Origin of the sequence: Streptomyces canus (assembly GCF_030815415.1) — a bacterium.
Lineage (GTDB): Bacteria > Actinomycetota > Actinomycetes > Streptomycetales > Streptomycetaceae > Streptomyces > Streptomyces canus_F.
This window is the reverse complement of record NZ_JAUSWW010000001.1, coordinates 5,864,293-5,888,365: the sequence shown is the minus strand read 5'-3', so window position 1 is coordinate 5,888,365 and position 24,073 is coordinate 5,864,293. Positions and strand designations below refer to the sequence as shown.

22 protein-coding genes are annotated in these 24,073 nt (G+C 71.2%); 10 read left to right on the top strand and 12 right to left on the bottom strand.

The window, feature by feature from the left end:
- Positions 1 to 15 precede the first annotated feature (15 nt).
- The gene (locus QF037_RS27375; protein ID WP_307029608.1) at positions 16 to 330 is read left to right on the top strand and encodes a hypothetical protein; all 315 of its coding nucleotides are present in this window, start codon (positions 16 to 18) and stop codon (positions 328 to 330) included.
- 100 nt (positions 331 to 430) lie between these two features.
- On the opposite strand, the gene QF037_RS27370 is transcribed toward QF037_RS27375, so the two are convergent.
- The 11 genes from QF037_RS27370 to rsmI all read right to left on the bottom strand — a co-directional run bounded on the left by QF037_RS27370 (position 431) and on the right by rsmI (position 13,295).
- Entirely contained in the window at positions 431 to 1,126 is a 696-nt protein-coding gene (locus QF037_RS27370; RefSeq protein ID WP_307029606.1) for a helix-turn-helix transcriptional regulator, read from the bottom strand.
- Positions 1,127 to 1,427: 301 nt separating this feature from the next.
- Positions 1,428 to 3,263, bottom strand: coding sequence for an outer membrane protein assembly factor BamB family protein (locus tag QF037_RS27365; protein WP_307029604.1), 1,836 nt, complete (start codon positions 3,261 to 3,263; stop codon positions 1,428 to 1,430).
- A 55-nt stretch (positions 3,264 to 3,318) separates the two neighbouring features.
- Positions 3,319 to 5,106, bottom strand: a complete 1,788-nt coding sequence (locus QF037_RS27360) for an outer membrane protein assembly factor BamB family protein (protein WP_307029602.1) — start codon at positions 5,104 to 5,106, stop codon at positions 3,319 to 3,321.
- Between the two features lie 191 nt (positions 5,107 to 5,297).
- On the bottom strand, positions 5,298 to 7,100 hold the full coding sequence (locus QF037_RS27355) for an ABC-F family ATP-binding cassette domain-containing protein (RefSeq protein WP_307029600.1): 1,803 nt from the start codon (positions 7,098 to 7,100) through the stop codon (positions 5,298 to 5,300).
- A 95-nt stretch (positions 7,101 to 7,195) separates the two neighbouring features.
- Positions 7,196 to 7,375 carry a hypothetical protein gene (locus QF037_RS27350; RefSeq protein WP_307029598.1) on the bottom strand — a complete coding sequence of 60 codons (180 nt, stop codon included), beginning with the start codon at positions 7,373 to 7,375 and terminating at the stop codon, positions 7,196 to 7,198.
- Between the two features lie 78 nt (positions 7,376 to 7,453).
- Complete coding sequence (locus tag QF037_RS27345) at positions 7,454 to 8,356, bottom strand: 4-(cytidine 5'-diphospho)-2-C-methyl-D-erythritol kinase (RefSeq protein ID WP_307029595.1); 903 nt, start codon at positions 8,354 to 8,356, stop codon at positions 7,454 to 7,456.
- Positions 8,353 to 9,255: a 16S rRNA (adenine(1518)-N(6)/adenine(1519)-N(6))-dimethyltransferase RsmA gene (gene rsmA / locus QF037_RS27340; protein ID WP_307029593.1), complete on the bottom strand. Its 903-nt coding sequence runs from the start codon at positions 9,253 to 9,255 to the stop codon at positions 8,353 to 8,355. The genes QF037_RS27345 and rsmA overlap by 4 nt, the downstream gene beginning before the upstream one ends.
- A gap of 33 nt (positions 9,256 to 9,288) precedes the next feature.
- Positions 9,289 to 10,635, bottom strand: coding sequence for a resuscitation-promoting factor (locus QF037_RS27335; RefSeq protein ID WP_307029591.1), 1,347 nt, complete (start codon positions 10,633 to 10,635; stop codon positions 9,289 to 9,291).
- Positions 10,636 to 10,731: 96 nt separating this feature from the next.
- Positions 10,732 to 11,631 carry a TatD family hydrolase gene (locus tag QF037_RS27330; protein WP_307029589.1) on the bottom strand — a complete coding sequence of 300 codons (900 nt, stop codon included), beginning with the start codon at positions 11,629 to 11,631 and terminating at the stop codon, positions 10,732 to 10,734.
- A gap of 51 nt (positions 11,632 to 11,682) precedes the next feature.
- Positions 11,683 to 12,093, bottom strand: a complete 411-nt coding sequence (locus tag QF037_RS27325) for a hypothetical protein (RefSeq protein WP_307029586.1) — start codon at positions 12,091 to 12,093, stop codon at positions 11,683 to 11,685.
- Positions 12,094 to 12,446: 353 nt separating this feature from the next.
- On the bottom strand, positions 12,447 to 13,295 hold the full coding sequence (gene rsmI / locus QF037_RS27320) for a 16S rRNA (cytidine(1402)-2'-O)-methyltransferase (RefSeq protein ID WP_307029585.1): 849 nt from the start codon (positions 13,293 to 13,295) through the stop codon (positions 12,447 to 12,449).
- A 62-nt stretch (positions 13,296 to 13,357) separates the two neighbouring features.
- Here rsmI and QF037_RS27315 point away from each other — a divergent pair, with 62 nt between their 5' ends.
- The 3 genes from QF037_RS27315 to QF037_RS27305 all read left to right on the top strand — a co-directional run bounded on the left by QF037_RS27315 (position 13,358) and on the right by QF037_RS27305 (position 18,616).
- The gene (locus QF037_RS27315) at positions 13,358 to 15,109 is read left to right on the top strand and encodes a dolichyl-phosphate-mannose--protein mannosyltransferase (protein ID WP_307029582.1); all 1,752 of its coding nucleotides are present in this window, start codon (positions 13,358 to 13,360) and stop codon (positions 15,107 to 15,109) included.
- A gap of 107 nt (positions 15,110 to 15,216) precedes the next feature.
- Positions 15,217 to 16,845, top strand: a complete 1,629-nt coding sequence (locus QF037_RS27310) for a penicillin-binding transpeptidase domain-containing protein (protein ID WP_307029580.1) — start codon at positions 15,217 to 15,219, stop codon at positions 16,843 to 16,845.
- Between the two features lie 97 nt (positions 16,846 to 16,942).
- A complete protein-coding gene (locus tag QF037_RS27305) occupies positions 16,943 to 18,616 on the top strand; it encodes a penicillin-binding transpeptidase domain-containing protein (RefSeq protein ID WP_307029578.1) in 1,674 nt (557 codons plus the stop codon).
- Here QF037_RS27305 and QF037_RS27300 read toward each other — a convergent pair.
- Positions 18,613 to 18,963 (bottom strand): SsgA family sporulation/cell division regulator, encoded by a 351-nt coding sequence (locus QF037_RS27300; RefSeq protein ID WP_307029575.1) that lies wholly within the window; start codon positions 18,961 to 18,963, stop codon positions 18,613 to 18,615. The two genes, QF037_RS27305 and QF037_RS27300, sit on opposite strands and share 4 nt — an antisense overlap.
- Positions 18,964 to 19,130: 167 nt before the next feature.
- On the opposite strand from QF037_RS27300, the gene QF037_RS27295 reads away from it, so the two are divergent.
- The 6 genes from QF037_RS27295 (at position 19,131) to QF037_RS27270 (ending at position 23,959) form a co-directional block, all read left to right on the top strand.
- Entirely contained in the window at positions 19,131 to 20,186 is a 1,056-nt protein-coding gene (locus QF037_RS27295; RefSeq protein ID WP_307029573.1) for an energy-coupling factor ABC transporter permease, read from the top strand.
- A 1-nt stretch (position 20,187) separates the two neighbouring features.
- Entirely contained in the window at positions 20,188 to 20,949 is a 762-nt protein-coding gene (gene cbiQ / locus QF037_RS27290) for a cobalt ECF transporter T component CbiQ (protein ID WP_307029571.1), read from the top strand.
- The gene (locus QF037_RS27285) at positions 20,937 to 21,704 is read left to right on the top strand and encodes an energy-coupling factor ABC transporter ATP-binding protein (RefSeq protein ID WP_307029569.1); all 768 of its coding nucleotides are present in this window, start codon (positions 20,937 to 20,939) and stop codon (positions 21,702 to 21,704) included. Before cbiQ ends, QF037_RS27285 begins: the two co-directional genes overlap by 13 nt.
- Before the next feature lie 10 nt (positions 21,705 to 21,714).
- Positions 21,715 to 22,182, top strand: a complete 468-nt coding sequence (locus QF037_RS27280; protein ID WP_307029567.1) for a MarR family winged helix-turn-helix transcriptional regulator — start codon at positions 21,715 to 21,717, stop codon at positions 22,180 to 22,182.
- Positions 22,183 to 22,289: 107 nt separating this feature from the next.
- A complete protein-coding gene (locus tag QF037_RS27275; RefSeq protein WP_307029564.1) occupies positions 22,290 to 22,748 on the top strand; it encodes an organic hydroperoxide resistance protein in 459 nt (152 codons plus the stop codon).
- A gap of 47 nt (positions 22,749 to 22,795) precedes the next feature.
- On the top strand, positions 22,796 to 23,959 hold the full coding sequence (locus QF037_RS27270) for a serine hydrolase domain-containing protein (protein WP_307029562.1): 1,164 nt from the start codon (positions 22,796 to 22,798) through the stop codon (positions 23,957 to 23,959).
- Positions 23,960 to 24,073 lie beyond the last annotated feature (114 nt).

Genomic DNA, 24,073 nt, shown 5'->3' with positions numbered 1-24,073 from the left:
GGAGTCTGAGAGACCATGTCCGACCACTCCGGCAAGAACGTCCAGCGGGAAGTCGCCGAACTGCAGGCCAAGTCCGCCACCGCGGCCCGCATCTTCGACCTGCGCCGCATCATCGGCGGCCTGTTCGTCCTCTACGGCGTCATCGTCACGATCGCCGGCATCAACCCCTCCGACGCCACCCTCGACAAGGCCGAGGGCGTCAACATCAACCTCTGGACCGGCCTCGGGATGCTGCTCCTCGGCATCTTCTTCCTGGTCTGGCTGAAGCTGCGGCCCACACCGCCGCCGGTCGCGCCGGAACTGGCAGAAACCGAAAGCCCGACCGAGTAAGGGGCCCCGGCGGGGCCGGAGCCCACGGGGGACTCCGGCCCCGTGCTCGTCATCCCCCCGGCTGCCCCGGTGGTGATCCGGGACGCCGTCTCCGCACCGCTCAGGCTTCCGGTCCTCCGCCCAGGTCCGGAACGGAGGAGTGCGGGATCGGGCCCGCCCGGTCCAGCAGGCCTGTTCGGGCCGCCAGGGCCGCTGCCTCCAGGCGGGATCCCACTCCCAGCTTCATCAGGACGCGTTGGACGTGGGTGCGGGCCGTGGAGGGGGCGATGCCCATGCCGGCCGCGATGAGCCTGGTGTCCTCGCCGTCGGCGACGCGTACCAGGACCTCCACCTCCCTCGGGGTGAGCATCTGGAGCAGCCGCTGGCCCTCGTCGTCGGGCTGGGCGGCCGGGTTGAGGAGTTCACTGAAGGCGCCTTGCAGAAGCTGGGGCGCGACCGCCGCCTCGCCCGCCCTCGCCTTCATGATCGCCCGCTCGACACCTTCGATGCGTTCGTCATGGCGCACATAGCCCGAGGCACCGGCGGCGAAGGCGGCCGCGATACCGCGCGGATTCGGTACCGGGCCCAGCACCAGAACCGCCACCTGCGGACGGTCGCGCTTGATCTTCACCACCGGGTCGAAGATGCCCGGTTCGGCCGGTGTCGCCGTGCCCAGCAGGCACACCTCGGGCGACCGGGTGATCACCAGCTCCGCCGCCCCCGCGGCGGGTGCCGCCGCGGCGAGCACCCGGTGCCCGCGCAGCTTCAACGCCGAGGCCAGCGCCTCCGCGAGCAGTCGGTGGTCGTCGACCACCATGAGCCGAACTCCCATCGAGCAACCCCCCAGTCCCCCCAATGGATCCCCATGCAACGATCCCCATGCCCCGCTGTGGGAGCTCCACTATGGATGCCCACTGATCGCACGGACAGGAGCCCCCTCCCGGCTCCCCCGCCCTTCATGCCCCCGGAAGCTACACGCTTGTTCGACGTTGCGCTCCCCCTACCGGTGAGAAGTGCCCCGGATCGACGGAATTTCCGGCATTCGAGGTTGATGGGTGGTACGTGCACGGCCCCGTCCCTGAGCAGGGACGGGGCCGTGATCACGGGTGGTTCTGCGCCTACTTCGCGCCGAAAGCGATCGCGAGATACCTCTTCTCGGTCGAACCGCTGCCGAAATCGCTCGCGTAGACCTTCGACATGAACAACTGGCCGTCGTGGTAGAGGATCTCGGAAGAGTCGGGGAGCATGCTGGTCTCCACGTCGCGCACCGCCTTCGTCGACGGCATCTCCAGGAGCTTCGTCTCCTTGAAAGAGCCGCCGTCGATGGTCACGATCTGGCCGCCCTTGTCGTACGGCGGTTGCTTGTACGCCAGCAGGTTGCCGCCGTCCATGCGCAGCGGGGTGATCGTGTAGCTGTCGCCGGCGTCAGCGCGCTGGCCGGTCTGCTTGCCGGAGGCCAGGTCGAAGGCGACGATCTCGTTGGTCCGGTTGCTGTACTCGTCACCGGTGCCGTCGTGTTCCGCGGTCTGCACGTAGAGCCGGTCGTTGCCGACCACGACCTGGAAGCAGTATTCGATCTGGTAGATCCCGTCACAGCGGGCTTCGTACTGGTCCGTCGCCAGGGAGACATGGGAGCGCAGTTTGCCGGTCTTGTTGTCGATGGCGAAGACATCCGAGATACCTCTGGCGCCCTCGACCTCGCCGACCTCGGCGGCCACGACCAGCGGCTCGGTGGAGATGATGCTCGCGTACTCGATGCCCTGCGCCAGCTTGTACTCGGAGATCACCTTCCCGGAGGCCGGGTCGATGGTCTGGATGTGCAGCTGGCGGGCGTCGTACGAGCCGCACTTGCGGACCGCGACCAGCTTCTCGCCGCCGCCGTAGCCCGCGTCGTAGCAGGGGTCGGTGGGCTTGGGGGTCCACAGGGACTTGCCTGTGGAGATGTCCCAGGCGGCACCGCCGCTGGTGCTGCCCGAGGCGACCGTGTTCGCGCTGACGTTGACGTTGTCCCAGGTGATCAGCCGGTCACCGGTCTTGGCCGTCTTGGTCCACAGCTTCTTGCCCGCGTCCAGGTCGATCGCGGCGATCTGGCTGCAGCCCGCGGTACGGTCCTTCGTCGGCATCGCCGGCTCAAAGGCGATGGCCGTCAGGTTGTCCTCGGTCATGTGCCGGCTGGCCCGGCACACCGGCCCGGGCAACTTGATCGTCCACAGCTTCGTGCCCTTGGCGAGGTCGTAGCCGACGATCTCGGCGATGCCGCTCTTGGCATAGACCTTGTCGGTCAGCCAGGAGCCGTCCACCGTGTACGTGGTGTCGACCTCGAGTTCGGGCTGCGGGACCTGGAAGAGGACGGACGCGGCGGTGCTGGAGGGGACCTTCTCGTCACCCTTGCTGGAGGTGCCGCCGGTGCCGCCCTTCTCGTCGCCGCCACCGCCGGTGCCGCCGCTGGTGCTCGCGGTGTCCTTCTTGTCGTCGCCGGACGAGGAGGCGTACCAGACACCGCCGCCCACGATCAGCGCGATCACCACCACCGCCGCGACGATGATCGCCAGCTGCGGACTGATCTTCCGTCCGCCACCGGCAGGCTGACCGGGCTGGGGGTGCATCGGCATGGTCGGCTGCGGGTAGCCGTAACCGGGCTGCTGGCCATAGGGGTCGGGCTGGCCGTAACCGCCGGGCTGCTGCTGCCCGTACGGGTTCGGCTGCTGCCCGTACGGCGTCTGCTGCTGGCCGGGATAGCCGTAGCCCTGGTCCGCCGGCGGTGCCTGCGGGGGCGGGGGCGTCTGCGGGGCGCCCTGCGGCGGCGGGGGCGTCTGGGGGTAGCCGTAACCGGGCTGCTGGGCCGGCGGCTGCGGGGCGCCGAATCCGGGCTGCTGCGGCGGCTGGTCCTGCGGCGGGCCGAAACCTCCCCCGGGCGGGGGCTGGTTGGGCGGCGGGGGCGGCGGCTGGGTCATGACGCGGGTACCTCGGGAAGTAGGGACGACGGCGGGAACGTGACGGTGCGAGGGGCTACTTGCCGTAGGCGAGCATCAGCTTCTCCTGCGTGTCGTCGTTGCCGCTCAGCCGTGTGGTCGAGAGGTAGAAGCGTCCGTCGACCCAGTCGACGGCCTTGGAGTAGAAGCCGTCCTCGATGTCGGCGATGCCCGCCGGGTTCTGGAGCAGCTTGGCCGGCTTGTGGTTCGAGCCGGTGGTGGCGAGGGAGACGACCTGACCGCCCGCGTCGTACGACGGCTGGACGTAGGCGATGAGCTTGCCGTTCTCGATCTTCAGCGGCAGCATCGACTCGTCCGCCGGGGACTTGACCCGCCACTTCTCCTTGCCGTTGGAGAGGTTGATCGCCACGATCTCGTTGGCGCTGGAGGTGGCCTCGGTGGGCAGGTAGAGCGTGTCCGCGTCGGCGACCGCGCCCGTGCAGCCCGTCAGGTCACGCGCGAAGATCGCCCAGTCGCAGGCGGGGGCGAAGTCCTCGTCGAAGGCGACCTGGGAGCGGAACTTGCCGCCGTCGGTGAACGTGGAGATGTTCCAGCTGTTCTTGTCCTTGTTGGTGCTGTAGATGACCAGCGGGTCGAGGGAGTAGGCGCGCGCGACCCGCCAGCCCTTGTCGAACTTCTGGGTCCACTTGACCTTGCCGGTCGTCGGGTCCAGTTCCTGCACCTCGTCGTGCTCGTTGTCACCGGAGGCGTCGCAGGAGGAGACGGCGATCAGCTTGGCGCCGCCCGCGAAGGCGCTGGGGAAGCAGGCGTTGCCGTACTTCGCCTTGTCGAAGAGCTTCTTGCCGGTCTCGACGTCGTAGCCGGTGCCCGACATCGAGCGGCCCACCATCAGCGTCTTGCCGGTGATGGACAGTTCGATCTGGAGGGTGCTGTCGAACAGCTCGCCGTCGGCGACCTCGCCGCTCCAGCCCTTCTCGCCGGTGTTGAGGTCGATCTCCTGGAGCTTGTTGCACTCCGCGCGGTCGCTGCTGCCGCTCATGTAGGCCACGACGATCTTGCCGGAGGCCGTCTGCTGCGGGGTGGTCGCGCAGATCTTCTGGTCGAAGGTGATCGGGGCCCAGGTGGGCTTGCCGTCGCCGACGTTGTAGGCGAAGAGCTGCTTGTAGGCCGCCTTCACCGCGGTCTTGTCGGTGATCCACATGCCGGGGGCGTCGGCGCCGTTGCCGGGCGCGTCGGGCGCGTCCTTGTACCAGAGCACCTTCGACTCACCGGACTGGCGGCCCTCGTTGAGGTCCGTCTGCTCCTCGCCGCCGCCACCGTCGCCGTAGCCGGGGTTGACCGGGTCGTCGGAGGCGGACGGCTTGGGGCTGCCGCTCTCCTTGGCGACCGGCTTCTTCGGGTCGTCGTCGCCGCCGCTCGCGACCGCCCACACGGTGCCGCCGACCACCAGCAGCCCGGCCACGGCCGCGGCGATGAGGAGGCCCGGCTTGCCCTTGAAGGGGTTGCGCGAGCCGGACGGCGGGGTGCCGGGGCCGCCGGGGTACTGCGGCTGGGGCGGGTAGCCGTAGCCGGGCTGGCCGTAGGGGCCGGGCGGCTGGGGCTGACCGTAGGGACCGGGCTGGCCGTAGGGGCCCGGCTGCTGGGGCTGGGCGTACGGCCCCGGCTGCTGCGGCTGGCCGTACGGACCGGCGGGCTGCTTCTGGGGGTAGCCGTAACCGGGCTGGGGCGCACCCGCCGGCGGCCCCTGCGGAGGCGGCGGCGTCTGCGGCGGGCCCGCAGGGGGCGGCGGCGCGCCGAAGCCACCCTGCGGCGGCGGGTCCTGCGGTGCTCCGAAGCCGGGCGGCTGGTTGGGCGGCTGGGACATCAGCGCGTTCCCCCTCGTTCACTGATTTATAGCCACGCCCTGAGGTACGTAACGGACTCAGAGTCGTACTCAGAAAGATCTCAGACGGCTCTTTCTATCACCCGGGACCGACAGGAACCCGGGCCGATCATCCCCTGTACCCAAGGGAGGACCGGCCCGTGATGCCTCCGTTATGCGCCTTCACGCACCCTTCACGCGTCCTCGGCGAGTTCCAGCCAGCGCATCTCCAGCTCCTCGCGCTCCGCGGCCAAGTCCCGAAGCGTGCCGTCGAGTTCGGCCACCTTCGCGAAGTCCGTTGCGTTGTCGGCGATTTGGGCGTGCAGCTTGGTCTCCTTCTCGGAGATCTTGTCGAGCTGCCGCTCGATCTTCTGGAGCTCCTTCTTGGCGACGCGCTGATCGGCGGCACTCTTCTCCGGGACGGCCTTCTGGACGACCGGGGCCGAGGCGGCGGCCGCCTCCTCCATCTTGTGGCGGCGCTCGATGTACTCGTCGATACCGCGCGGCAGCATCCGCAGGGTGGCGTCGCCGAGGAGGGCGAAGACCCGGTCGGTGGTCCGCTCGACGAAGAAGCGGTCGTGGGAGATGACGATCATCGAGCCGGGCCAGCCGTCGAGCAGGTCCTCCAGCTGGGTCAGTGTCTCGATGTCGAGGTCGTTGGTGGGCTCGTCGAGGAAGAGGACGTTGGGCTCGTCCATGAGGAGACGCAGGAGCTGGAGCCTGCGCCGCTCACCACCCGACAGGTCGCCGACCGGCGTCCACTGCTTCTCCTTGTTGAAGCCGAACGTCTCGCACAGCTGCCCGGCGGTCATCTCGCGCCCCTTGCCGAGGTCGACGCGCTCACGCACCCGCTGCACCGCCTCGAGCACCCGCAGGGCCGGGTCGAGTTCGGCGACCTCCTGGGAGAGATAGGCGAGCTTGACCGTCTTGCCCACCGAGACCCGCCCGCCGACGGGCTGGGTCTCGCCCCCGGTCCGCCAGGCCTCGCGCATGGCGCGCAGCAGGGAGGTCTTGCCGGCGCCGTTGACCCCGACCAGGCCGATGCGGTCGCCGGGGCCGAGCTGCCAGGTGATGTGCTTGAGCAGCACCTTGGGGCCGGCCTGGACGGTCACGTCCTCCAGGTCGAAGACCGTCGTGCCGAGCCGCGTGGACGCGAACTTCATCAGCTCGCTGCTGTCTCGCGGCGGCGGAACGTCCTTGATGAGCTCGTTGGCGGCCTCGACGCGGAAGCGCGGCTTGGACGTACGGGCCGGGGCGCCGCGGCGCAGCCAGGCGAGCTCCTTGCGGACCAGGTTCTGCCGCTTGGTCTCCTCGGTGGCGGCGATCCGCTCGCGCTCGGCGCGGGCGAAGACGTAGTCGGAGTAGCCGCCCTCGTACTCGTAGACATCGCCCTTCTGCACGTCCCACATGCGTGTGCAGACCTGGTCGAGGAACCAGCGGTCGTGGGTGACGCAGACGAGCGCGGACCGGCGCTCGCGCAGATGGCGGGCGAGCCAGGAGATGCCCTCGACGTCGAGGTGGTTGGTGGGCTCGTCGAGCACGAGCAGGTCCTGCTCCTCGATGAGGAGCTTGGCGAGCGCGATCCGGCGGCGCTCACCGCCGGAGAGCGGGCCGATGACGGTGTCCAGTCCCTGCGGGAAGCCAGGCATGTCGAGGCCGCCGAAGAGACCGGTCAGGACGTCGCGGATCTTGGCGTTGCCGGCCCACTCGTGGTCGGCCATGTCCCGGATGACCTCGTGCCGGACGGTCGCGGCCGAGTCCAGGGAGTCGTGCTGGGTGAGGACGCCGATCCGGATCCCGCCGGAGTGCGTGACCCGGCCGGTGTCGGCGTCCTCCAGCTTGGCGAGCATCCGGATCAGGGTGGTCTTGCCGTCGCCGTTGCGGCCGACGACACCGATGCGATCACCCTCCGAGACGCCGAGCGAGACGCCGTCGAGCAGGGCACGGGTGCCGTACACCTTGCTGACGTTCTCGACATTGACCAGATTGACGGCCATTTCTCTCCTGACAAGGGGGATGCTCGACCCTCCAGGGTAGTCCGGCCGCCGGTCGCCCCTCGCCCCGCACCCGCTACGCCGCCCTCCTCAGCGGGTCAGCGGGCGGCTGCCGCCCGCACCTCGGCCGGCAGGTCGTACATCGTCTGCCCGGGGCAGTCCGTCTCCGGCCAGTCGCCGCGTCCGCCAGTCGCCGTGTCCGGCAGACGCAGGTCGGCGCCGGCCCAGCGGGCGCCGACGTAGGGGGCGGCGAAGGCGGTGGTGGCCGATGCGGACACGGACCTGCCTTCCAGGGGCCCGTGGTGTTGCCCACGTACTACGTCCGCAGTAGATCGTGTGGAGATCGGGCAAAGACGTCAGGATCCGGCCACCACGGTCGCACCCGCCGCGGGCCCCGACGCGGTCCGCACGGTCCGGCAGGTGCCGGACGCCGTCAGGGCCGCGGCCACCTTCGCCGCGGCCTGCGGATCGCGCGTCAGGAACGCCGTCGTCGGACCCGATCCCGACACCAGCGCGGCGAGCGCACCCGCGGTCCGGCCGGCCGCGAGGGTGTCGGCGAGCTCCGGGAAGAGCGAAAGGGCGGCGGGCTGAAGGTCGTTGGAGACGGCCGCGGCGAGCGCGTCGGCGTCGCCCTTCGCGAGCGCGTCGATCAACTCCTGCGAGGCGACGGGCTCGGGGACGTCGAGCCCCTCGGTCAGCCGGTCGAACTCCCGGAAGACGGCCGGGGTGGACAGCCCGCGCCCCGCCATCGCGAAGACCCAGTGGAAGGTCCCGCCGACGTCGAGCACGCGCAGCTTCTCCCCCCGCCCGGTCCCGAGCGCGGCCCCGCCCACCAGGCTGAACGGCACGTCGCTGCCCAACTCGGCGCAGATCTCGAGCAGTTCCTCGCGGGAGGCGTTCGTGCCCCACAGGGTGTCGCAGGCCAGCAGCGCCCCGGCACCGTCCGCACTGCCGCCGGCCATGCCGCCGGCGACGGGGATGTCCTTGGCGATGTGGAGGTGCACGGCGGGTTCGATGCCGCGTCGCCCGGCGAGGGCCAGCGCCGCGCGCGCCGCCAGGTTCGTCCGGTCGAGCGGCACCTGCCCCGCGTCCGGCCCCGCGCAGGTGACGCGCAGTTCGTCGGCCGGGGTGACCGTCACCTCGTCGTGGAGGCCGACCGCGAGGAAGACGTTGGCCAGGTCGTGGAAGCCGTCGGGGCGGGCGGCGCCGACCGCGAGCTGGACGTTGACCTTCGCGGGGACGCGGACGGTGACGCTCATGGGCGGTTCGGCTCCTCGTTGGCGTGGTTGTCGTGTTCGACGCGGTTCTCGGCGATGCGGGCGAACTCCTCGACGGTGAGGGCCTCCCCGCGCGCCTGCGGCGAGACCCCGGCGGCGACGAGCGCGGCCTCGGCGGCGGCCGCGGACCCGGCCCATCCGGCGAGGGCGGCCCGCAGTGTCTTGCGCCGCTGGGCGAAGGCCGCGTCGACGACGGCGAAGACCTCGCGCCTGGAGGCGGTGGTCGTGACCGGCTCGGCGCGCTTGACGAGCGACACGAGCCCGCTGTCGACGTTGGGCGCGGGCCAGAAGACCTTGCGGCCGATGGACCCGGCCCGCTTGACGTCGGCGTACCAGTTGGCCTTCACCGACGGCACGCCGTACACCCGGGAGCCGGGCCCCGCGGCGAGCCGGTCCGCGACCTCGGCCTGGACCATGACGAGGGTCCGCTCGATGGTCGGGAAGGTCTCCAGCATGTGCAGGAGGACGGGTACGGCGACGTTGTAGGGCAGGTTCGCCACGAGCGCGGTGGGCGCCGGGCCCGGCAACTCGCCGACCTGCATCGCGTCGGAGTTCACCAGCGCGAACCGGTCGGCCCGGCCGGGCATGCGGGCCGCGATGGTGGCGGGCAGCGCGGCGGCGAGCACGTCGTCGATCTCGACCGCGGTGACGCGGTCCGCGACTTCGAGCAGCGCGAGGGTGAGGGACCCGAGCCCCGGACCGACCTCGACGACGACGTCGTCCGGGCGGACGTCTGCGGTGCGGACGATACGGCGCACCGTATTCGCGTCGATCACGAAGTTCTGCCCGCGCTGCTTGGTCGGTCGCACACCGAGGACTTCCGCGAGCTCACGGACGTCGGCGGGGCCGAGAAGGGCGTCGGGGGCGGGGCTGCTGCTCACGGCCACAAGGGTACGGGGCGGCGGGGGCACCCCTCACCCGTGCAGCCGGCTCCCGCAGTGCGGCCACGGGCTGGCGCCCCGCTGCACATACAGCTTCTTCGCCCGGAAGGTCTGCTCCGCCGCCGGTGCGTCCTGCGGCCGTCCGCTTCCGCCCAGCGCCTGCCAGGTCCGGGTGTCGAACTGGTACAGCCCGCCGTACGTCCCCGAAGGGTCCACCGCGTCGGGCCGGCCCCCCGACTCGCATGCGGCCAGTTGCTGCCAGTCCAGTCCGTCCGCGCCCTGCACGGACATCGGCATCGGCCTGGTTCCCACCTTCACCAGCTGCGTCCGCGGCTCCCGGAGCACCTCGGTCCTGATCCGCCGCGGCTTCTGCCTGACGCCGTTGACGGTCCGCAGGGAGTACGTGATCCGCCGCAGCCCCGCCTGCCCCGCCTGCTCGACGACCTCCGTGCCCTTGAACAGCGAGGGGTCCTCGGTCCGCTCCACCCAGAACGGGATCGCCTCCTCGCGGACCTCCTTGGTCCCGGTGATCCGCAGCACGGTGACGGTCTGCCCGTCACGCGGAAAACTTCCCGGTGCGACCGACGTCGTGTCCTGTCCGCGCAGGGTGATGCCGGCCTCCTCGACGACCTCCCCCACGGTCGCCGCGTTCGTGCGCACGGTGCGCGACCGGCCGTCCGCCATGACCGTGACCGCGCGCTCGGTGCGCACGTCCAGCGTGAGCCCCTCGCGTCCGATCGGCCGGGAGCGCGAGGTCGACAGATACGCGCCCTCCGCGCGCACCCCCAGCTGCTTGAGCGCCCCGTCCACCGTGCGCGCCGTCGTCCACACCTCGCGCCGCTCCCCGTCCAGCGTGAGCCGTACGGGACGCCCGTAGTGCACGGCGATCTCGTCGCCGCTGGAGAGCTCCGTCCCGGGAGCGGGCGCGACCACGTCGTGCGCTCCCACGTCGACGCCCTCGTCGGCGAGGAGTTCGGTCACGTCGTCGGCGAAGGTGTGCAGCGTGCGCGGCTTGCCGTCGACGGTCAGCTCGATCGCCTTGTCCTTGGCGACGAACGCGGTGGTGCCGCCGGCGAGGAACGCCACGACCAGTGCCTGGGGCAGCAGCCGGCGCATCGCGCTGTCCGGACGCTCGGCGCCCCGCCCCTTCCGCCGGCGCGCGGCCCGCCGGCCCGCTCCGCTGTGCGGCGCGGGCGCCTCGGGCAGCTCATAGGCGGGCCGGTAGGGGTCCTCGTACGACACGGGCATCGGCGGGGTCGGCAGTGTCGGCGCGACCTGGACGCCGTACGCCACCGTCTCCGCGCTGTGCGGGTCGTACACCGCGGCGTACGGATCGTTCGGGCCGTACGTCTCGTACGTCTGGTACTGGGAGTTGCTCACGCCGACACGCTCCAGGGTCCAGAGAGACCCAGAACCTAGCGGAGTGTCCGTCACTCTCCAAAGCGACGCGGCTACGGGTGGTGACGGCCGATCGGGTCAGTAGTCGAACGCCCGAGCGGTGTTCGCGGCGAGTGCCGTGGCCAACGTGTCCTCGTCGATGCCCCGCACCGCGGCCATCGCGCGCACCGTGACCGGGATGAGATACGGCGCGTTGGGCCGTCCGCGGTACGGCACCGGTGTCAGGAAGGGCGCGTCGGTCTCCACGAGGAGCAGCTCCGGCGGGGCCACCGCGACCGCGTCCCGCAGGTTCTGGGCGTTCTTGAAGGTGACGTTGCCGGCGAAGGACATGAAGTATCCGGCGCGGGCGCAGAGCTCGGCCATCTCGGCGTCGCCGGAGTAGCAGTGGAAGACGGTGCGCTCGGGGGCGCCCTCCTCCTTGAGCACGCGCAGGACGTCGGCGTGGGCGTCGCGGTCGTGGATGACCAGGGCCTTGCCGTGCCGCTTGGCGATCTCGATGTGGGCGCGGAAGGAGCGCTCCTGCGCCTCCTTGCCCTCGGGGCCGGTGCGGAAGTAGTCGAGGCCGGTCTCGCCGACACCCTTGACCTGCGGAAGCGCGGCCAGGCGCTCGATCTCCGCGAGCGCCTCGTCAAGCGCCTGCGCGCCCCCCGGCTGCCGCGCGCCCTGCCGGGACCAGCCGTCGGGATCGCCGTGGACGATGCGCGGCGCCTCGTTGGGGTGCAGGGCGACGGTCGCGTGGACGGCGTCGTACCGCGCCGCCGTGTCCGCGGCCCACTGCGAGCCCCGGACGTCGCAGCCGACCTGCACGACCGTCGTCACGCCCACCGACGCGGCCTTCGCGAGGGCCTCCTCGACCGTCCCGGACTGCATGTCGAGGTGGGTGTGGGAGTCGGCGACGGGCACCTGGAGGGGCGCGGGGAGCGGCGGCGCTGTGCTTTCTGCGTGCTTCTCGCGAGCGCTGGAGCTTGAGGAGGGCATGCCCCGATCCTACGAAAGGGGCATGCCCTCTCCCCGGGGGGAGGCGGGGCTTCAGCTCGCCTTGCGGTGGTGGAACGGGTGGAGGAGATCGGACAGCTGCCAGTGGTGGCGCTCCTTGGCCTGCGCGGGCACCTCGGGCGCCTCGACCGGCCCGGCCTGCGGGGCGCGGCGCTGCCGGCGGTGCACGGCGTCGAGCACCGAGGACACCTGCCCCGCCCGCATGATGCGGACGACGTGCCCGTCGCAGTTCTGGCACGTGGGCCTGCTCAGCGGCGACGGCACGATCTGGCCGTTCGCGACGTACATGATGAAGTCGTGGCCGTCGGCACCGGTGTGGTGCTCGATCTCGTACGACTGCTCCCAGCCGTGCCCGCACCGCATGCAGGCGAAGGAATACGACTCGTGGACGACGGCGGTGGCGCCGCTGCGCAGTGCGGCGGTCTGCCCTGCGATCTCGCTCATGCCAGCTCCTCTGGTCCGCTGGACCCAGGGACGGGTGCGTCCCTTCATCCAGTGGACGCTTCCGCCGGAGCGAATGCATCAGCCCTGTCGAGTGTTGGAACCGTCTTGGACTTTCCTTGCCGAAACGGCCTCTGCGGCGGGGGCTGCGCTTTGCCTTCGGCCATCCCTCTTTGCCTACCCGTGGGGCGCACGCTCAGAGGAGAAGCGCCCTGCTCAGGGGCGCTTTGCGCCCTCTGGGCAGGGGCGCGGGGCGGTATCGGTCCACGGCTCCGCCGCGTGGGCGCGACCAGCCACAGCGAACGGGCACCCCGCGACGATCGACCACCCCGACGGCGCGCCCGAAGAGAACGCCCTCATCCACCAGCTTGCTTCGCTGCGACCACGGCGTCGAAAACGTGCCGTTTCGGCAGTCCCGCCTCCGCCGCCACCGCCGCGATCGCCTCCTTGCGCCGCTCGCCCGCCTCCTCGCGCACCCGCACCCGGCGCACCAGCTCCGGGCCGTCGAGCTCCTCGGGCCCCTTCTCCGGCGCCCCCTCGACGACGACGGTGATCTCCCCGCGCACCCCCTCCGCGGCCCACGCGGCCAGCTCCCCCAGCGGGCCCCGCTTGACCTCCTCGTACGTCTTGGTCAGCTCGCGGCAGACGGCGGCCCGCCGCTCCGCGCCGAACACCTCGGCCATCGCGGCGAGGGTGTCGTCGAGCCGGTGCGGGGCCTCGAAGTACACGAGGGTGCGCCGCTCCTGGGCGACCTCCCGCAGCCGGGTCAGCCGTTCGCCCGCCTTGCGCGGCAGGAACCCCTCGAAGCAGAACCGGTCGACGGGCAGCCCCGACAGCGCGAGCGCGGTGAGGACGGCGGAGGGGCCGGGCACGGCGGTGACCCGGATGTCCTTCTCGACGGCGGCCGCCACCAGCCGGTAGCCGGGGTCCGAGACCGACGGCATCCCGGCGTCGGTCACGAGCAGCACGCGCGCGCCGCCGACGAGCTCCTCGACCAGTTCCGGCGTACGGGCGGCCTCGTTGCCCTCGAAGTACGACACGACGCGCCCCTTGGGCGTCACCCCGAGCGCCTGGGTGAGGCGCCGCAGCCGCCGGGTGTCCTCGGCGGCGACCACGTCCGCGCCGGCCAGTTCCGCGGCGAGCCGGGGCGGGGCGTCCGCGGTGTCGCCGATGGGGGTGCCTGCCAAAACAAGGGTTCCTGTCACGTTTCCATCCTCGCAGCACCCATCCACGGGACTCCCACAGCCGGGTTCCCTACGATGGCGCGGTGACCAGTACAGCGTCGTCCATGGACTCCACGGACACCCGACAGGCCCAGGCACCGCAAGACCAGCGGCCGTCGTGGCAGCAGCGGCTGCGCCGTTTCGGCTACACGGCCGGGCCCAGAAGCGACGTGCGGGACCGGCTCGTGCCGCCGTACACGCAGCCCAACCCTCGGATGTGGGCGGCGCTCGGGCTGCCGAAGGCGCTGGTCGAACGGATCGTGCGCTGGTCCGGCTGGGGCGGTCCGCTGCTCGTCACCCTGGTCGCGGGCGTCATCCGGTTCTGGAACCTGGGCGGCCCCAAGGCGGTGATATTCGATGAGACGTACTACGCCAAGGACGCCTGGGCGCTCGTCCACCGCGGCTTCGAGGTCAACTGGGACAAGAACGCCAACGACCTGATCCTGGACGTCGGCAGCAAGGTGTCGGTCCCGACGGACCCGTCGTACGTCGTGCATCCACCGGTCGGCAAGTACGTCATCGGACTCGGCGAGCTGATGTTCGGGTTCGACCCGTTCGGCTGGCGGTTCATGACGGCCCTGCTCGGCACCCTCTCGGTGCTGATGCTGTGCCGTATCGGCCGCCGTATCTTCCGCTCGACGTTCCTCGGCTGTCTGGCCGGCGCGCTGATGGCGGTGGATGGGCTGGCCTTCGTGATGGCCCGCACCTCGCTGCTCGACGGCGTGCTGATGTTCTTCGTGCTGGCCGCGTTCGGCGCTCTGGTCGTCGACCGCGACCGGGTCCGGGAGAAACTCGCGGCCGCGCTCCCGCTCGACGCGGACGGCCGGGCCCGTCCCGACGCGCACACCGCCGAGACGACCCGCTTCGGATGGCGCCCCTGGCGCTGGCTGGCCGGTCTGATGCTGGGCCTGGCCATCGGCACCAAGTGGAACGGCCTGTACATCCTGGCCGCGTTCTGCGTCATGGCGGTCCTGTGGGACGTCGGCTCCCGCAAGGTCGCGGGCGCCCGCCACCCGTACGGGGCGGTCCTCAGGCGCGACCTGGGCCTGACCTTCCTGGCGACGGTGCCGGTGGCGATCGCCACGTATCTGCTGTCCTGGCTCGGCTGGATCCTCTCCCCCACGGACGGCACCGGCGGCTACTACCGCAACTGGGCCGCGACGGACGGCAAAAACAGCGACTGGTCCTGGCTGTTCCCGGACTGGTGGCGCAGCCTGTGGCACTACGAGCACCAGGTCTACGAGTTCCATGTCGGCCTGCACTCCCCGCACACGTACCAGTCCAACCCGTGGAGCTGGATCGTCGACGGCCGCCCGGTCTCGTTCTTCTACGAGTCCCCCCTGCCCGGCAACGACGGCTGCCCCGCCGACGCCGGCGAGAAGTGCGCCCGCGAGGTCCTCGCCATCGGCACCCCGCTGCTGTGGTGGGTGGCCGCCTTCGCGATCGCCTACGTCCTGTGGCGCTGGCTCTTCCGCCGCGACTGGCGCGCGGGCGCGATCGCCTGCGGCATCGCCGCCGGCTACCTCCCCTGGTTCATGTACCAGGAACGCACGATCTTCTTCTTCTACGCCGTCGTCTTCCTGCCCTTCCTGTGCCTGGCCGTCGCGATGATGCTCGGCGCGATCATCGGCCGGCCCGGCTCCAGCGACACCCGGCGCGTGGCGGGGGCCACGGGGGCGGGTGTGCTGGTGCTGCTGATCGCCTGGAACTTCATCTACTTCTGGCCCCTGTACACCGGGACCGCCATCCCGATCGACGACTGGCGTTCACGGATGTGGCTGGACACCTGGGTCTAGCGGTCCGGCACCGGTCTCTCTTCGGCCAACAAAAGGAAACACCTCTCACAGTTGTCACTCACGCCACTTACAGTGCGAGGACTGATAACGGGGAGGGGTTCAGTTCCATGGGCAAGGGGGTCAAGGCCGCCGTCGTCGGCAGCGTGTTCGCCGTGATGGTGGGTGGGGCCGGGTACGGCGCGTTCAACATCGTGTCCGCGCTGAACGACGACGGGGGATCCGGCGGGTCCGAGGTGAAGTCGGGGCCGCCGAGCGGGGACGAGGTCGAGGAGACGTCGGGGAAGTTCTTCGCGGCCTGGGAGAAGGGCTCCGCGGCGTCGGCGTCGCAGTACACGAACAACAACGCGGCCGCCCGGGCACTGCTGACGGAGTACCGCGAGGCCGCGCACATCACTGGCGTGAGGATCACGCCCGGTACGGCTCAGGGGGCCACCGTCCCCTTCACCGTGAAGGCGAAGGTGGCGTACCGGGGGACGTCCGAGCCCCTGTCGTACAAGAGCAGTCTGACCGTCGTCCGTGGTCGCACCAGCGGCAAGGCGCTCGTGGACTGGAAGCCGTCCGTGATCCACCCGGAGCTGCGGACGGCCCGGGACGCGCTCGTCACCGGCCCGTCCGCGACCCCGCCCATCGAGGCGGTGGACCGGGGCGGCAAGGTGCTGACGAAGGACAAGTACCCCTCGCTGGGCCCGGTCCTGGACGCGCTGCGCGCCAAGTACGGCGCGAAGGCGGGCGGCACCCCGGGCGTCGAGCTGTTCGTCCGGCACGACGGCGACGGCTCCCCCGACACCCCGCTGCTGGCCCTCTCCAAGGGCAAGGCGGGCAGGCTTCAGACGACGATCAGCGCGAGCGCGCAGGCGGCGGCCGAGACCGCGGTGACGAAGTACGCCAACTCCTCGGTGGTGGCCGTCAAGCCGACCACGGGCGAGGTGCTGGCGGTCGCCAACCACCGCGAGGACGGCTTCAACGCGGCCTTCGAGGGTGCGCAGCCCCCCGGCTCCACGATGAAGATCCTCACCTCGGCGATGCTCATCGACAACGGCGTGACCTCGATGAACGGCCCGGCGCCCTGCCCGGACGACGCGATGTGGCAGGGGCAGACCTTCAAGAACCTGAAGAACATGAAGCCGGACCTGAACGCCACGCTCGCCAACAGCTTCATGCGGTCCTGCAACACGGCCTTCATCAAGCTGATCGACGAGGACCCGCTCACCGACGAGTCGCTGACCACGGAGGCGCAGACCAAGTTCGGGCTCGGCCGGGACGACTGGAAGACCGGCATCACCTCGGTCGACGGCAGCGTCCCCGCCGAGAGCGGCCCGGACCGGGCCGCCAACGCGATCGGCCAGGGCAAGGTCACCATGAACCCGCTGAACATGGCGTCCGTGACGGCCACCGCGATCACCGGCACCTTCCGCCAGCCCTACCTGGTCTCGCCGAAGCTGGACGACCGCAAGCTGGCCACCGCCGAGGGGCTGCGGGCGGGCACGGCCGACCAGCTGAAGCAGATGATGCGGCTGACGGCCACCCAGGGCACCGCGGCACCGGTCATGCGGGGGCTCGGCGGGGACATCGGGGCGAAGACCGGTTCGGCGGAGGTGGACAATGTGGCCACCTCCAACAGCTGGTTCACCGGCTTCCGCGATGATGTCGCCGCGGCGGCCATGACCGAACAGGGCGGCCACGGCGTCGACGCGGCCGGCCCGATCGTGAAGGCCGTACTGGCGGCGGGTGGCTGAACTCACCCGCACAGGACGGGACTCTAGGGTGGTCGCCGTCGTTGAGTGAGGGACGAGGGCGACGGGGACCCTGGGGAAACGCGGAGGACAGAGAGCTGTGGGCAAGAGAAGGCGCGTCGCCGAGCGACGGAAGACGCATCGCCCCGCCGTGATCGGCGGGATGATCGCCGTGGTCGTCGGCGGCGCCGGCTTCGCCGTGTACGCGCTGTACGGGGGCGGGGCGGCGGCCGAGGACCGGACCTCCGCCGTCGCCGACCAGAAGCCGAAGGTCAAGACCGGCCCGCTGTCCGCGACAGAGGTCAGCACCGCGGCGCGGACCTTCCTCACGTCCTGGCAGTCGGGCCAGGTCACCCGGGCCGCGGCCGTCACGGACGACACCGCGGCGGCCACGAAGCTGCTCACCGCCTACCCCAAGGACGCCCACCTCAAGGACGTCACCCTCACCCCCGGCACCCGCACCGGCGACAAGGTCCCCTTCTCCGTGAAGGCGACGGTGTCGTACAAGGACACCAGCAAGCCGCTGACGTACGACAGTTCGCTGACCGTCGTGCGCGACACCGCCACCGGCAAGCCGCAGGTCGACTGGCACTCCTCGGTCGTCCACCCCGACCTGAAGGACGGCGACACCCTGGTCACCGGCGAGTCCGGGACCCCGCCGATCAAGGCGCTCGACCGGGACGGCGGGGAGATCACCGAGAAGAAGTACCCGTCGCTGGGCTCGGTCCTGGACGGGCTGCGGGAGAAGTACGGCCAGAAGGCCGGCGGCAGGGCGGGCGTCGAACTCCAGGTGGTGCGCGGCAAGGAGTCCAAGGCGGACGAACTGTCCGACAAGACGCTGCTGACGCTGAGCAAGGGCACGCCCGGCACGGTGAAGACCACGCTCAGCCCGGCCATGCAGGCGGCCGCCGAGGCGCAGGTCGCGAAGAAGGCGAAGTCGTCCGTGGTGGTGCTGCGTCCGTCGACCGGGGAGATCCTGGCCGCCGCGAACGCCTCCCACGGCTTCAACGTCGCGTTCCAGGGCTCGCTCGCCCCCGGTTCGACGATGAAGGTCGTCACCTCGTCGCTGCTGATCGAGAAGGACCTCGCGTCGGCGGACAAGAAGCACCCGTGCCCGAAGTACTTCACGTACGGCGGCTGGAAGTTCCAGAACGACGACAAGTTCCAGATCAAGAACGGCACCTTCAAGGCGAGCTTCGCCCGCTCCTGCAACACCGCCTTCATCAGCCAGGCGCCGGAGCTGGACAACGACTCGCTGACCGAGCAGGCCCAGCAGGTCTTCGGTCTGTCCATGAACAACTGGGCGGTCGGCGTGCCCACCTTCGACGGCTCGGTGCCGGTGCAGTCGCAGGCGCAGATGGCGGCCTCGCTGATCGGCCAGGGCGGGGTGCGGATGAACCCGCTGAACATGGCGTCGGTGTCGGCGACCGTCGAGTCGGGCGTCTTCAGGCAGCCCTATCTGGTCTCACCGGACGTGGACGGGCGGACGCTGGCGAAGGCCTCGCGCACGATGTCGTCGGGCACGCTCTCGCAGCTGCGTGAGCTCATGTCCTACACGGCGGCGTACGGCACGGCGGCCGAGGCGATGCAGGGGGTCTACGGCACCGTGGGCGCGAAGACCGGCTCGGCGGAGGTCGACGGTCAGAAGAAGCCCAACGGCTGGTTCACGGCGTACCGCGGCGACCTGGCGGCGGCCGGTGTGGTCCAGTCGGGCGGGCACGGCGGTGACACGGCGGGCCCGATCGTGGCGGCGCTGCTGAAGCTGGGCGGTTAGCCCCGTACGGGAGTGGCCATGTAGGTCCGGCGCAGGAACCTGAGCAGGGCCTTCGACTCGAACTGCACCACAGAGACGCCCTGGGCGGAGTGGAACTCCACCACGGCCTGCACCCGGCCGCACGGCCACACCCGGACGTCCCCGGCCTCGACCGGCGCCCGCAGGCCCCGTTCCAGCAGCTCGCGCTGGAAGGTCCACTCGTGCGGGCCGGGAAGCCCGACCCGTACCGCGCGCGGGTCGGTGTCGGGGTCGTAGCGCAGCACGACCGGGACGGCCTCGGGTTCCGCGATCGCGAGGTCGGCGTCCGTGACGATGTGGGCTCGCGCGTACTGCTCGACTACGGACATCGGATCGGCCCCTTACGGTGCGTGACCTGTGCGGAAGCTGTGCACCCGCTTTCTCTCCAATGTCGCATATTTTTCCGATCGCGCCCCCTGCGCAGGACATCTCACATGCACGATGCACGAGGGACTCGCTCTTGCAAAACGTTCGCATTAAGCCACATCATCGATGCGTGCATGTGCCTGACGGATTTATCGACGCCCCCACGTCCGCCGCCGCCGGAGCGGTCGCCGCCGCCGCCGTCGCGGTGTCCCTGCGCGGTGCCCGCCGCGAACTCGACGAACGCACCGCGCCGCTGGCCGGCCTGGTGGCGGCGTTCATCTTCGCCGTACAGATGCTGAACTTCCCCGTCGCCGCGGGGACCAGCGGCCACCTCCTGGGAGGCGCGCTGGCGGCGATACTCGTCGGCCCCTGCACCGGGGTCCTCTGTGTCTCCGTCGTCCTGCTCATGCAGGGCATCCTCTTCGCGGACGGCGGTCTGACCGCGCTCGGCGTGAACATCACCGTGATGGGCTGTGTGACGACGGTCGTGGCGTACGCCGTCTTCCGCGGCCTGGTGAAGGTGCTGCCGCGCACCCGCCGGTCCGTCACCGCCGCCTCCTTCGTGGCCGCCGTGCTGTCCGTGCCGGCCGCGGCCCTCGCCTTCACCCTCATCTACGCGATCGGCGGCACCACCGACGTCGCCATCGGCAAGGTGGCGACCGCCATGGTCGGCGTGCATGTGCTGATCGGCATCGGCGAGGCCGCGATCACCGCGCTGACCGTCGGCGCCGTCATCGCGGTACGCCCCGACCTCGTGTACGGGGCGCGCGGGCTCCAGCAGAAGCTCAAGCTGCGGGTCAACGGCGAGCTCGTCGATGTACCAGCCGTTCCGGCCGCCCCCGCCCCGGCCGCCGCCCGCTCCTCGCACCGCAGGGTGTGGCTCGCGGGCCTCGCCACCTCCCTCGTCCTCGCCGGTGTCGTCAGCTTCTACGCCTCCGCCGACCCCGACGGCCTGGAGAAGGTCGCCGCCGACAAGGGCATCGACGCGAAGGTGGAGGACCACGCCGCCGCCGACTCCCCGCTCGCCGACTACGGCGTCAAGGACGTCGACGACGCCCGGCTCTCCGGCGGTCTCGCGGGCGTGATCGGCGTGGGTGTCACGGTCGTCGCGGGCAGCGGGATCTTCTGGGCGGTGCGCAGGCGCCGTACGCAGGACGTCTCCCCGGTGAGCACGACGGTCGCCTGACATGGGGGCCGGGCACGCGCACAAGCTCTACCGGCACGGGCACTCGCCCGTGCACGGGCTGCCGCCGCACACCAAGCTCGCCGCGGTGTTCGCCTTCGTGGTGGTCGTCGTCTCGACACCGCGGGAGGCGATGTGGGCCTTCGGTCTGTACGCCGTGCTGCTGGGCGTCGTCGCCCGCGTCGCGCGCGTGCCGGCCGGGTTCGTCCTCAAGCGGCTGCTGATCGAGGTGCCGTTCGTCGCGTTCGCGGTGCTGCTGCCGTTCGTGGCGGAGGGCGAGCGGGTCGAGGTGCTGGGGATGTCCCTCAGCGTGAGCGGGCTGTGGGGCGCCTGGAACGTGCTCGCCAAGGGCACCCTGGGCGTCGCCGCCTCCGTGCTGCTCGCCTCCACCACCGAGCTGCGTGAACTCCTGCTGGGCCTGCAGCGGTTGAAGCTGCCGCCGCTGCTCGTGCAGATCGCGTCCTTCATGATCCGCTACGGCGATGTCATCACGGACGAGATGCGGCGGATGCGGATCGCGCGGGAGTCACGGGGGTTCGAGGCGTCCGGCGTGCGCCACTGGGGCGTCCTCGCGAAGTCCGCGGGCGCCCTCTTCATCCGCTCCTACGAACGCGGCGAGCGCGTCCACCTCGCCATGGTCAGCCGTGGGTACGCCGGTTCCATGCCGGTCATCGACGAGGTGACCGCCTCCCGGGCGCAGTGGACGTACGCCTTCGCGCTCCCCTTCGCCGCCCTTGTCGTATGTCTGCTGGGATGGACGCTGTGACCGCTTCCCTCGAGGTCTCCGGCCTCGCCTACGCCTACCCCGACGGCCACCAGGCCCTGTTCGGCGTGGACCTGTCCGTCGAGCGCGGCGAACGCGTCGCGCTGCTCGGCCCGAACGGCGCCGGCAAGACGACCCTCGTGCTGCACCTCAACGGCATCCTGTCCGGCGGCACGGGCACGGTGAAGGTCGCCGGGCTGCCCGTCGGCAAGGAGCACATGGCTGAGATCCGGCGCAAGGTCGGCATCGTCTTCCAGGACCCGGACGACCAGTTGTTCATGCCGTCGGTCCGGGAGGACGTGGCCTTCGGTCCGGCCGCGGCGGGCGTGAAGGGCGCGGAACTCCAGGCGCGGGTCGACCGTGCGCTGGCACAGGTCGGCATGGCCGAGTTCAGGGACCGGCCGCCGCACCACCTCTCCTTCGGGCAGCGGCGCCGGGTGGCGGTCGCGACCGTGCTCGCCATGGAGCCGGAGATCCTCGTCCTCGACGAGCCGTCCTCCAACCTCGACCCCGCCTCCCGCCGCGAACTCGCCGACATCCTGCGCTCCCTGGACGTCACGGTCCTGATGGTGACGCACGACCTGCCGTACGCCCTGGAGCTCTGCCCGCGCTCCCTCGTCCTCAGCGAGGGCGTCATCGCCGCCGACGGCAAAACGGCCGAACTCCTCTGCGACGACGACCTGATGCGCGCCCACCGGCTGGAGCTGCCCTACGGCTTCGATCCGCGTTCGGTGTCCGGTGCGGCCGGGCGTCCGTGACAATGGGCGCGTGACGAACGAGGACCACGCCGCTGAGGACTCGCTGCTCCTGGACGAGCAGCTGTGCTTCGCGCTGTACGCCGCCCAGCGCGCGGTGACGGCCGCGTACCGTCCGCTGCTGGAGGAGCTCGGTCTCACTTATCCGCAGTACCTCGTCCTGCTCGTGCTCTGGGAGCGCGGCGAGACGACGGTGAAGGATCTAGCGGAGGCGCTGCGGCTCGACTACGGCACGGTGTCGCCGCTGCTCAAGCGGCTGGAGAGCGCGGGGGTGGTGCGCCGCGAGCGCGCGGCCCACGACGAGCGCTCGGTGCTGGTCGCGTGCACGGGGCGCGGGGAGGAACTGCGCGAGCGCGCGGCGCGTGTGCCGGGCGCGCTGCAATCGGCGACCGGGCTGGGCGGCACGGAGGTCGTGCGGTTGCGCGAGGAGTTGTGGGAGCTCACACGCCGGGCGCGGGCCGCGGCCGAGCGCCCCCTCTGAACTCCTGTTACCCACGGTTGCCACCCCCTGGTCATCCCACGCTCGCCTACCGGTCAGTACCTTGTGCACGATGTATTTGTGCGCACCTGTTCTGGGGGGAGCCAGTCATGAGTGAGGACACCGCCGTCGACACCTCCGTCGACACCCGTCCGACGAAGATCATGTACGTCGCCGAGGCCACCGCGCACGGCGGCCGGGACGGCTATGTCACCAGCCAGGACGGCCAGATCGAGCTGAAGGTCGCGATGCCGCCGCAGATGGGCGGCGACGGCAACGGCACGAATCCGGAGCAGCTGTTCGCGGCGGGATACAGCGCGTGCTTCCACAACGCGCTGGTGCTGGTGGGCCGCCGCTTTGGCTTCGACCTGGTCGGCTCCACCGTCGCCGCGAAGGTCGGCATCGGCCCCAACGCACAGCGCGGCTACGGCCTGGCGGTCGCCCTCAGCGTCTCGCTCCCCGTCCTCGACCAGGACGTCGCCACCAAGCTGGTGGACGCCGCCCACGAGGTCTGCCCGTACTCCAACGCGACCCGCGGGAACATCGACGTGACCGTCCTGCTTGGGTAGAGGGGGAGCACGGAGCAGCGGGAACAGCGAGAGCGGGGCGCACGGACGTGGATGTGAACGGCACGGTCGCCGAGGGGTTCGAGCCGGTCAGGGACGCGTTCGTCAGGAACTTCGAGACGCTCGGGGACCGGGGCGCGGCGATCGCCGTGTACCGGGACGGGCGCAAGGTCGTCGACCTGTGGGCCGGCACGAAGGACGTCGACGGCACCGCCGGCAGCGAGCCCTGGCAGCGCGGCACCGCGCAGATCGTGCGCTCGGCGACCAAGGGCGTCGCCGCCGCCGTACCCCTGCTGCTCGCCCAGCGCGGACAGCTGGACCTGGACGCGCCGGTGGCCGCGTACTGGCCGGAGTTCAAGGCGCACGGCAAGGAGCGGGTGCTGGTCCGGCATGTGCTGAACCATCGGGCCGGGCTGCCGGTGCTGGACCGTCCGCTCACCCCCGAGGAGGCCCTGGACCCGCGCAGGGGGCCGGAGGCGGTCGCGGCCCAGGCGCCCGTCTGGGAGCCCGGCACGGACCACGGGTATCACGCGCTGACGTACGGCTGGCTGCTGGACGAGCTCGTGCGGCGCGTGACGGGTCGCGGCACCGGTGAGTGGATCGCGGCGGAGATCGCCGGGCCGCTGGGGGCGGAGCTGTGGCTGGGGCTGCCCGAGGCGGAGGCGTGCCGGACGGGGCGGGTCGGCCGCGTCGAGACGCCCGAGCCCGAAAACGCCCTGCGCGCCCGCCCCAAGCGTTCGGTCACCGAGGCCTACGCCGACCCTGACTCCCTCACCAACCGCGCGTTCGGCGCGATCACCCCCTTCCCGGACCAGAACGACCCGGCGTACCGCGCGAGCGCCCTGCCCGCGACGAACGGCATCACGACGGCGGACGGGCTGGCCCGCCTCTACGCCGCGCTGATCGGCGAGGTCGACGGCGTACGGCTGTTCACGCCGGAGACCGTCGGACTGGCCCGCGCGGAGGAGTCCGCCGGACCCGACCGGGTGCTGGTGATCAGCACCCGTTTCGGCCTCGGTTACATGCTGCACGGCAGCGCCTCGCCGTTCCTCGGCCCCGGCTCCTTCGGGCACCCGGGCCGCGGTGGCGCCCTGGGCTTCGCCGACCCGGAGACGGGCATCGCGTTCGGCTATGTGACCAACGGCCTGCGCAAGACGGTGACGGCGGACCCGCGGGCGCAGGCGCTGGTGCGGGCGGTGCGTGCCGCTCTGTAGGCGCGGCTAGTGCCGCGGCAGGCAACGTTTGCCCGTCAAGGAGCGGCGTCGTGGGGGTCCCTCCCGCCCGAGCCGTGCGAAGCGCGGTTCGAGGGTGGGGGAGCGTGCTCTCGG

What these genes read in the sequence shown, in the direction of transcription:
- QF037_RS27375 (WP_307029608.1), top strand. Translation starts at nt 16, where the DNA reads ATGTCCGACCACTCCGGCAAGAACGTCCAGCGGGAAGTCGCCGAACTG.
- QF037_RS27370 (WP_307029606.1), bottom strand. Translation starts at nt 1,126, where the DNA reads ATGGTGGTCGACGACCACCGACTGCTCGCGGAGGCGCTGGCCTCGGCG.
- QF037_RS27365 (WP_307029604.1), bottom strand. Translation starts at nt 3,263, where the DNA reads ATGACCCAGCCGCCGCCCCCGCCGCCCAACCAGCCCCCGCCCGGGGGA.
- QF037_RS27360 (WP_307029602.1), bottom strand. Translation starts at nt 5,106, where the DNA reads ATGTCCCAGCCGCCCAACCAGCCGCCCGGCTTCGGAGCACCGCAGGAC.
- QF037_RS27355 (WP_307029600.1), bottom strand. Translation starts at nt 7,100, where the DNA reads ATGGCCGTCAATCTGGTCAATGTCGAGAACGTCAGCAAGGTGTACGGC.
- QF037_RS27345 (WP_307029595.1), bottom strand. Translation starts at nt 8,356, where the DNA reads ATGAGCGTCACCGTCCGCGTCCCCGCGAAGGTCAACGTCCAGCTCGCG.
- QF037_RS27330 (WP_307029589.1), bottom strand. Translation starts at nt 11,631, where the DNA reads ATGCCCTCCTCAAGCTCCAGCGCTCGCGAGAAGCACGCAGAAAGCACA.
- QF037_RS27325 (WP_307029586.1), bottom strand. Translation starts at nt 12,093, where the DNA reads ATGAGCGAGATCGCAGGGCAGACCGCCGCACTGCGCAGCGGCGCCACC.
- QF037_RS27310 (WP_307029580.1), top strand. Translation starts at nt 15,217, where the DNA reads ATGGGCAAGGGGGTCAAGGCCGCCGTCGTCGGCAGCGTGTTCGCCGTG.
- QF037_RS27300 (WP_307029575.1), bottom strand. Translation starts at nt 18,963, where the DNA reads ATGTCCGTAGTCGAGCAGTACGCGCGAGCCCACATCGTCACGGACGCC.
- cbiQ (WP_307029571.1), top strand. Translation starts at nt 20,188, where the DNA reads ATGGGGGCCGGGCACGCGCACAAGCTCTACCGGCACGGGCACTCGCCC.
- QF037_RS27285 (WP_307029569.1), top strand. Translation starts at nt 20,937, where the DNA reads ATGGACGCTGTGACCGCTTCCCTCGAGGTCTCCGGCCTCGCCTACGCC.
- QF037_RS27275 (WP_307029564.1), top strand. Translation starts at nt 22,290, where the DNA reads ATGAGTGAGGACACCGCCGTCGACACCTCCGTCGACACCCGTCCGACG.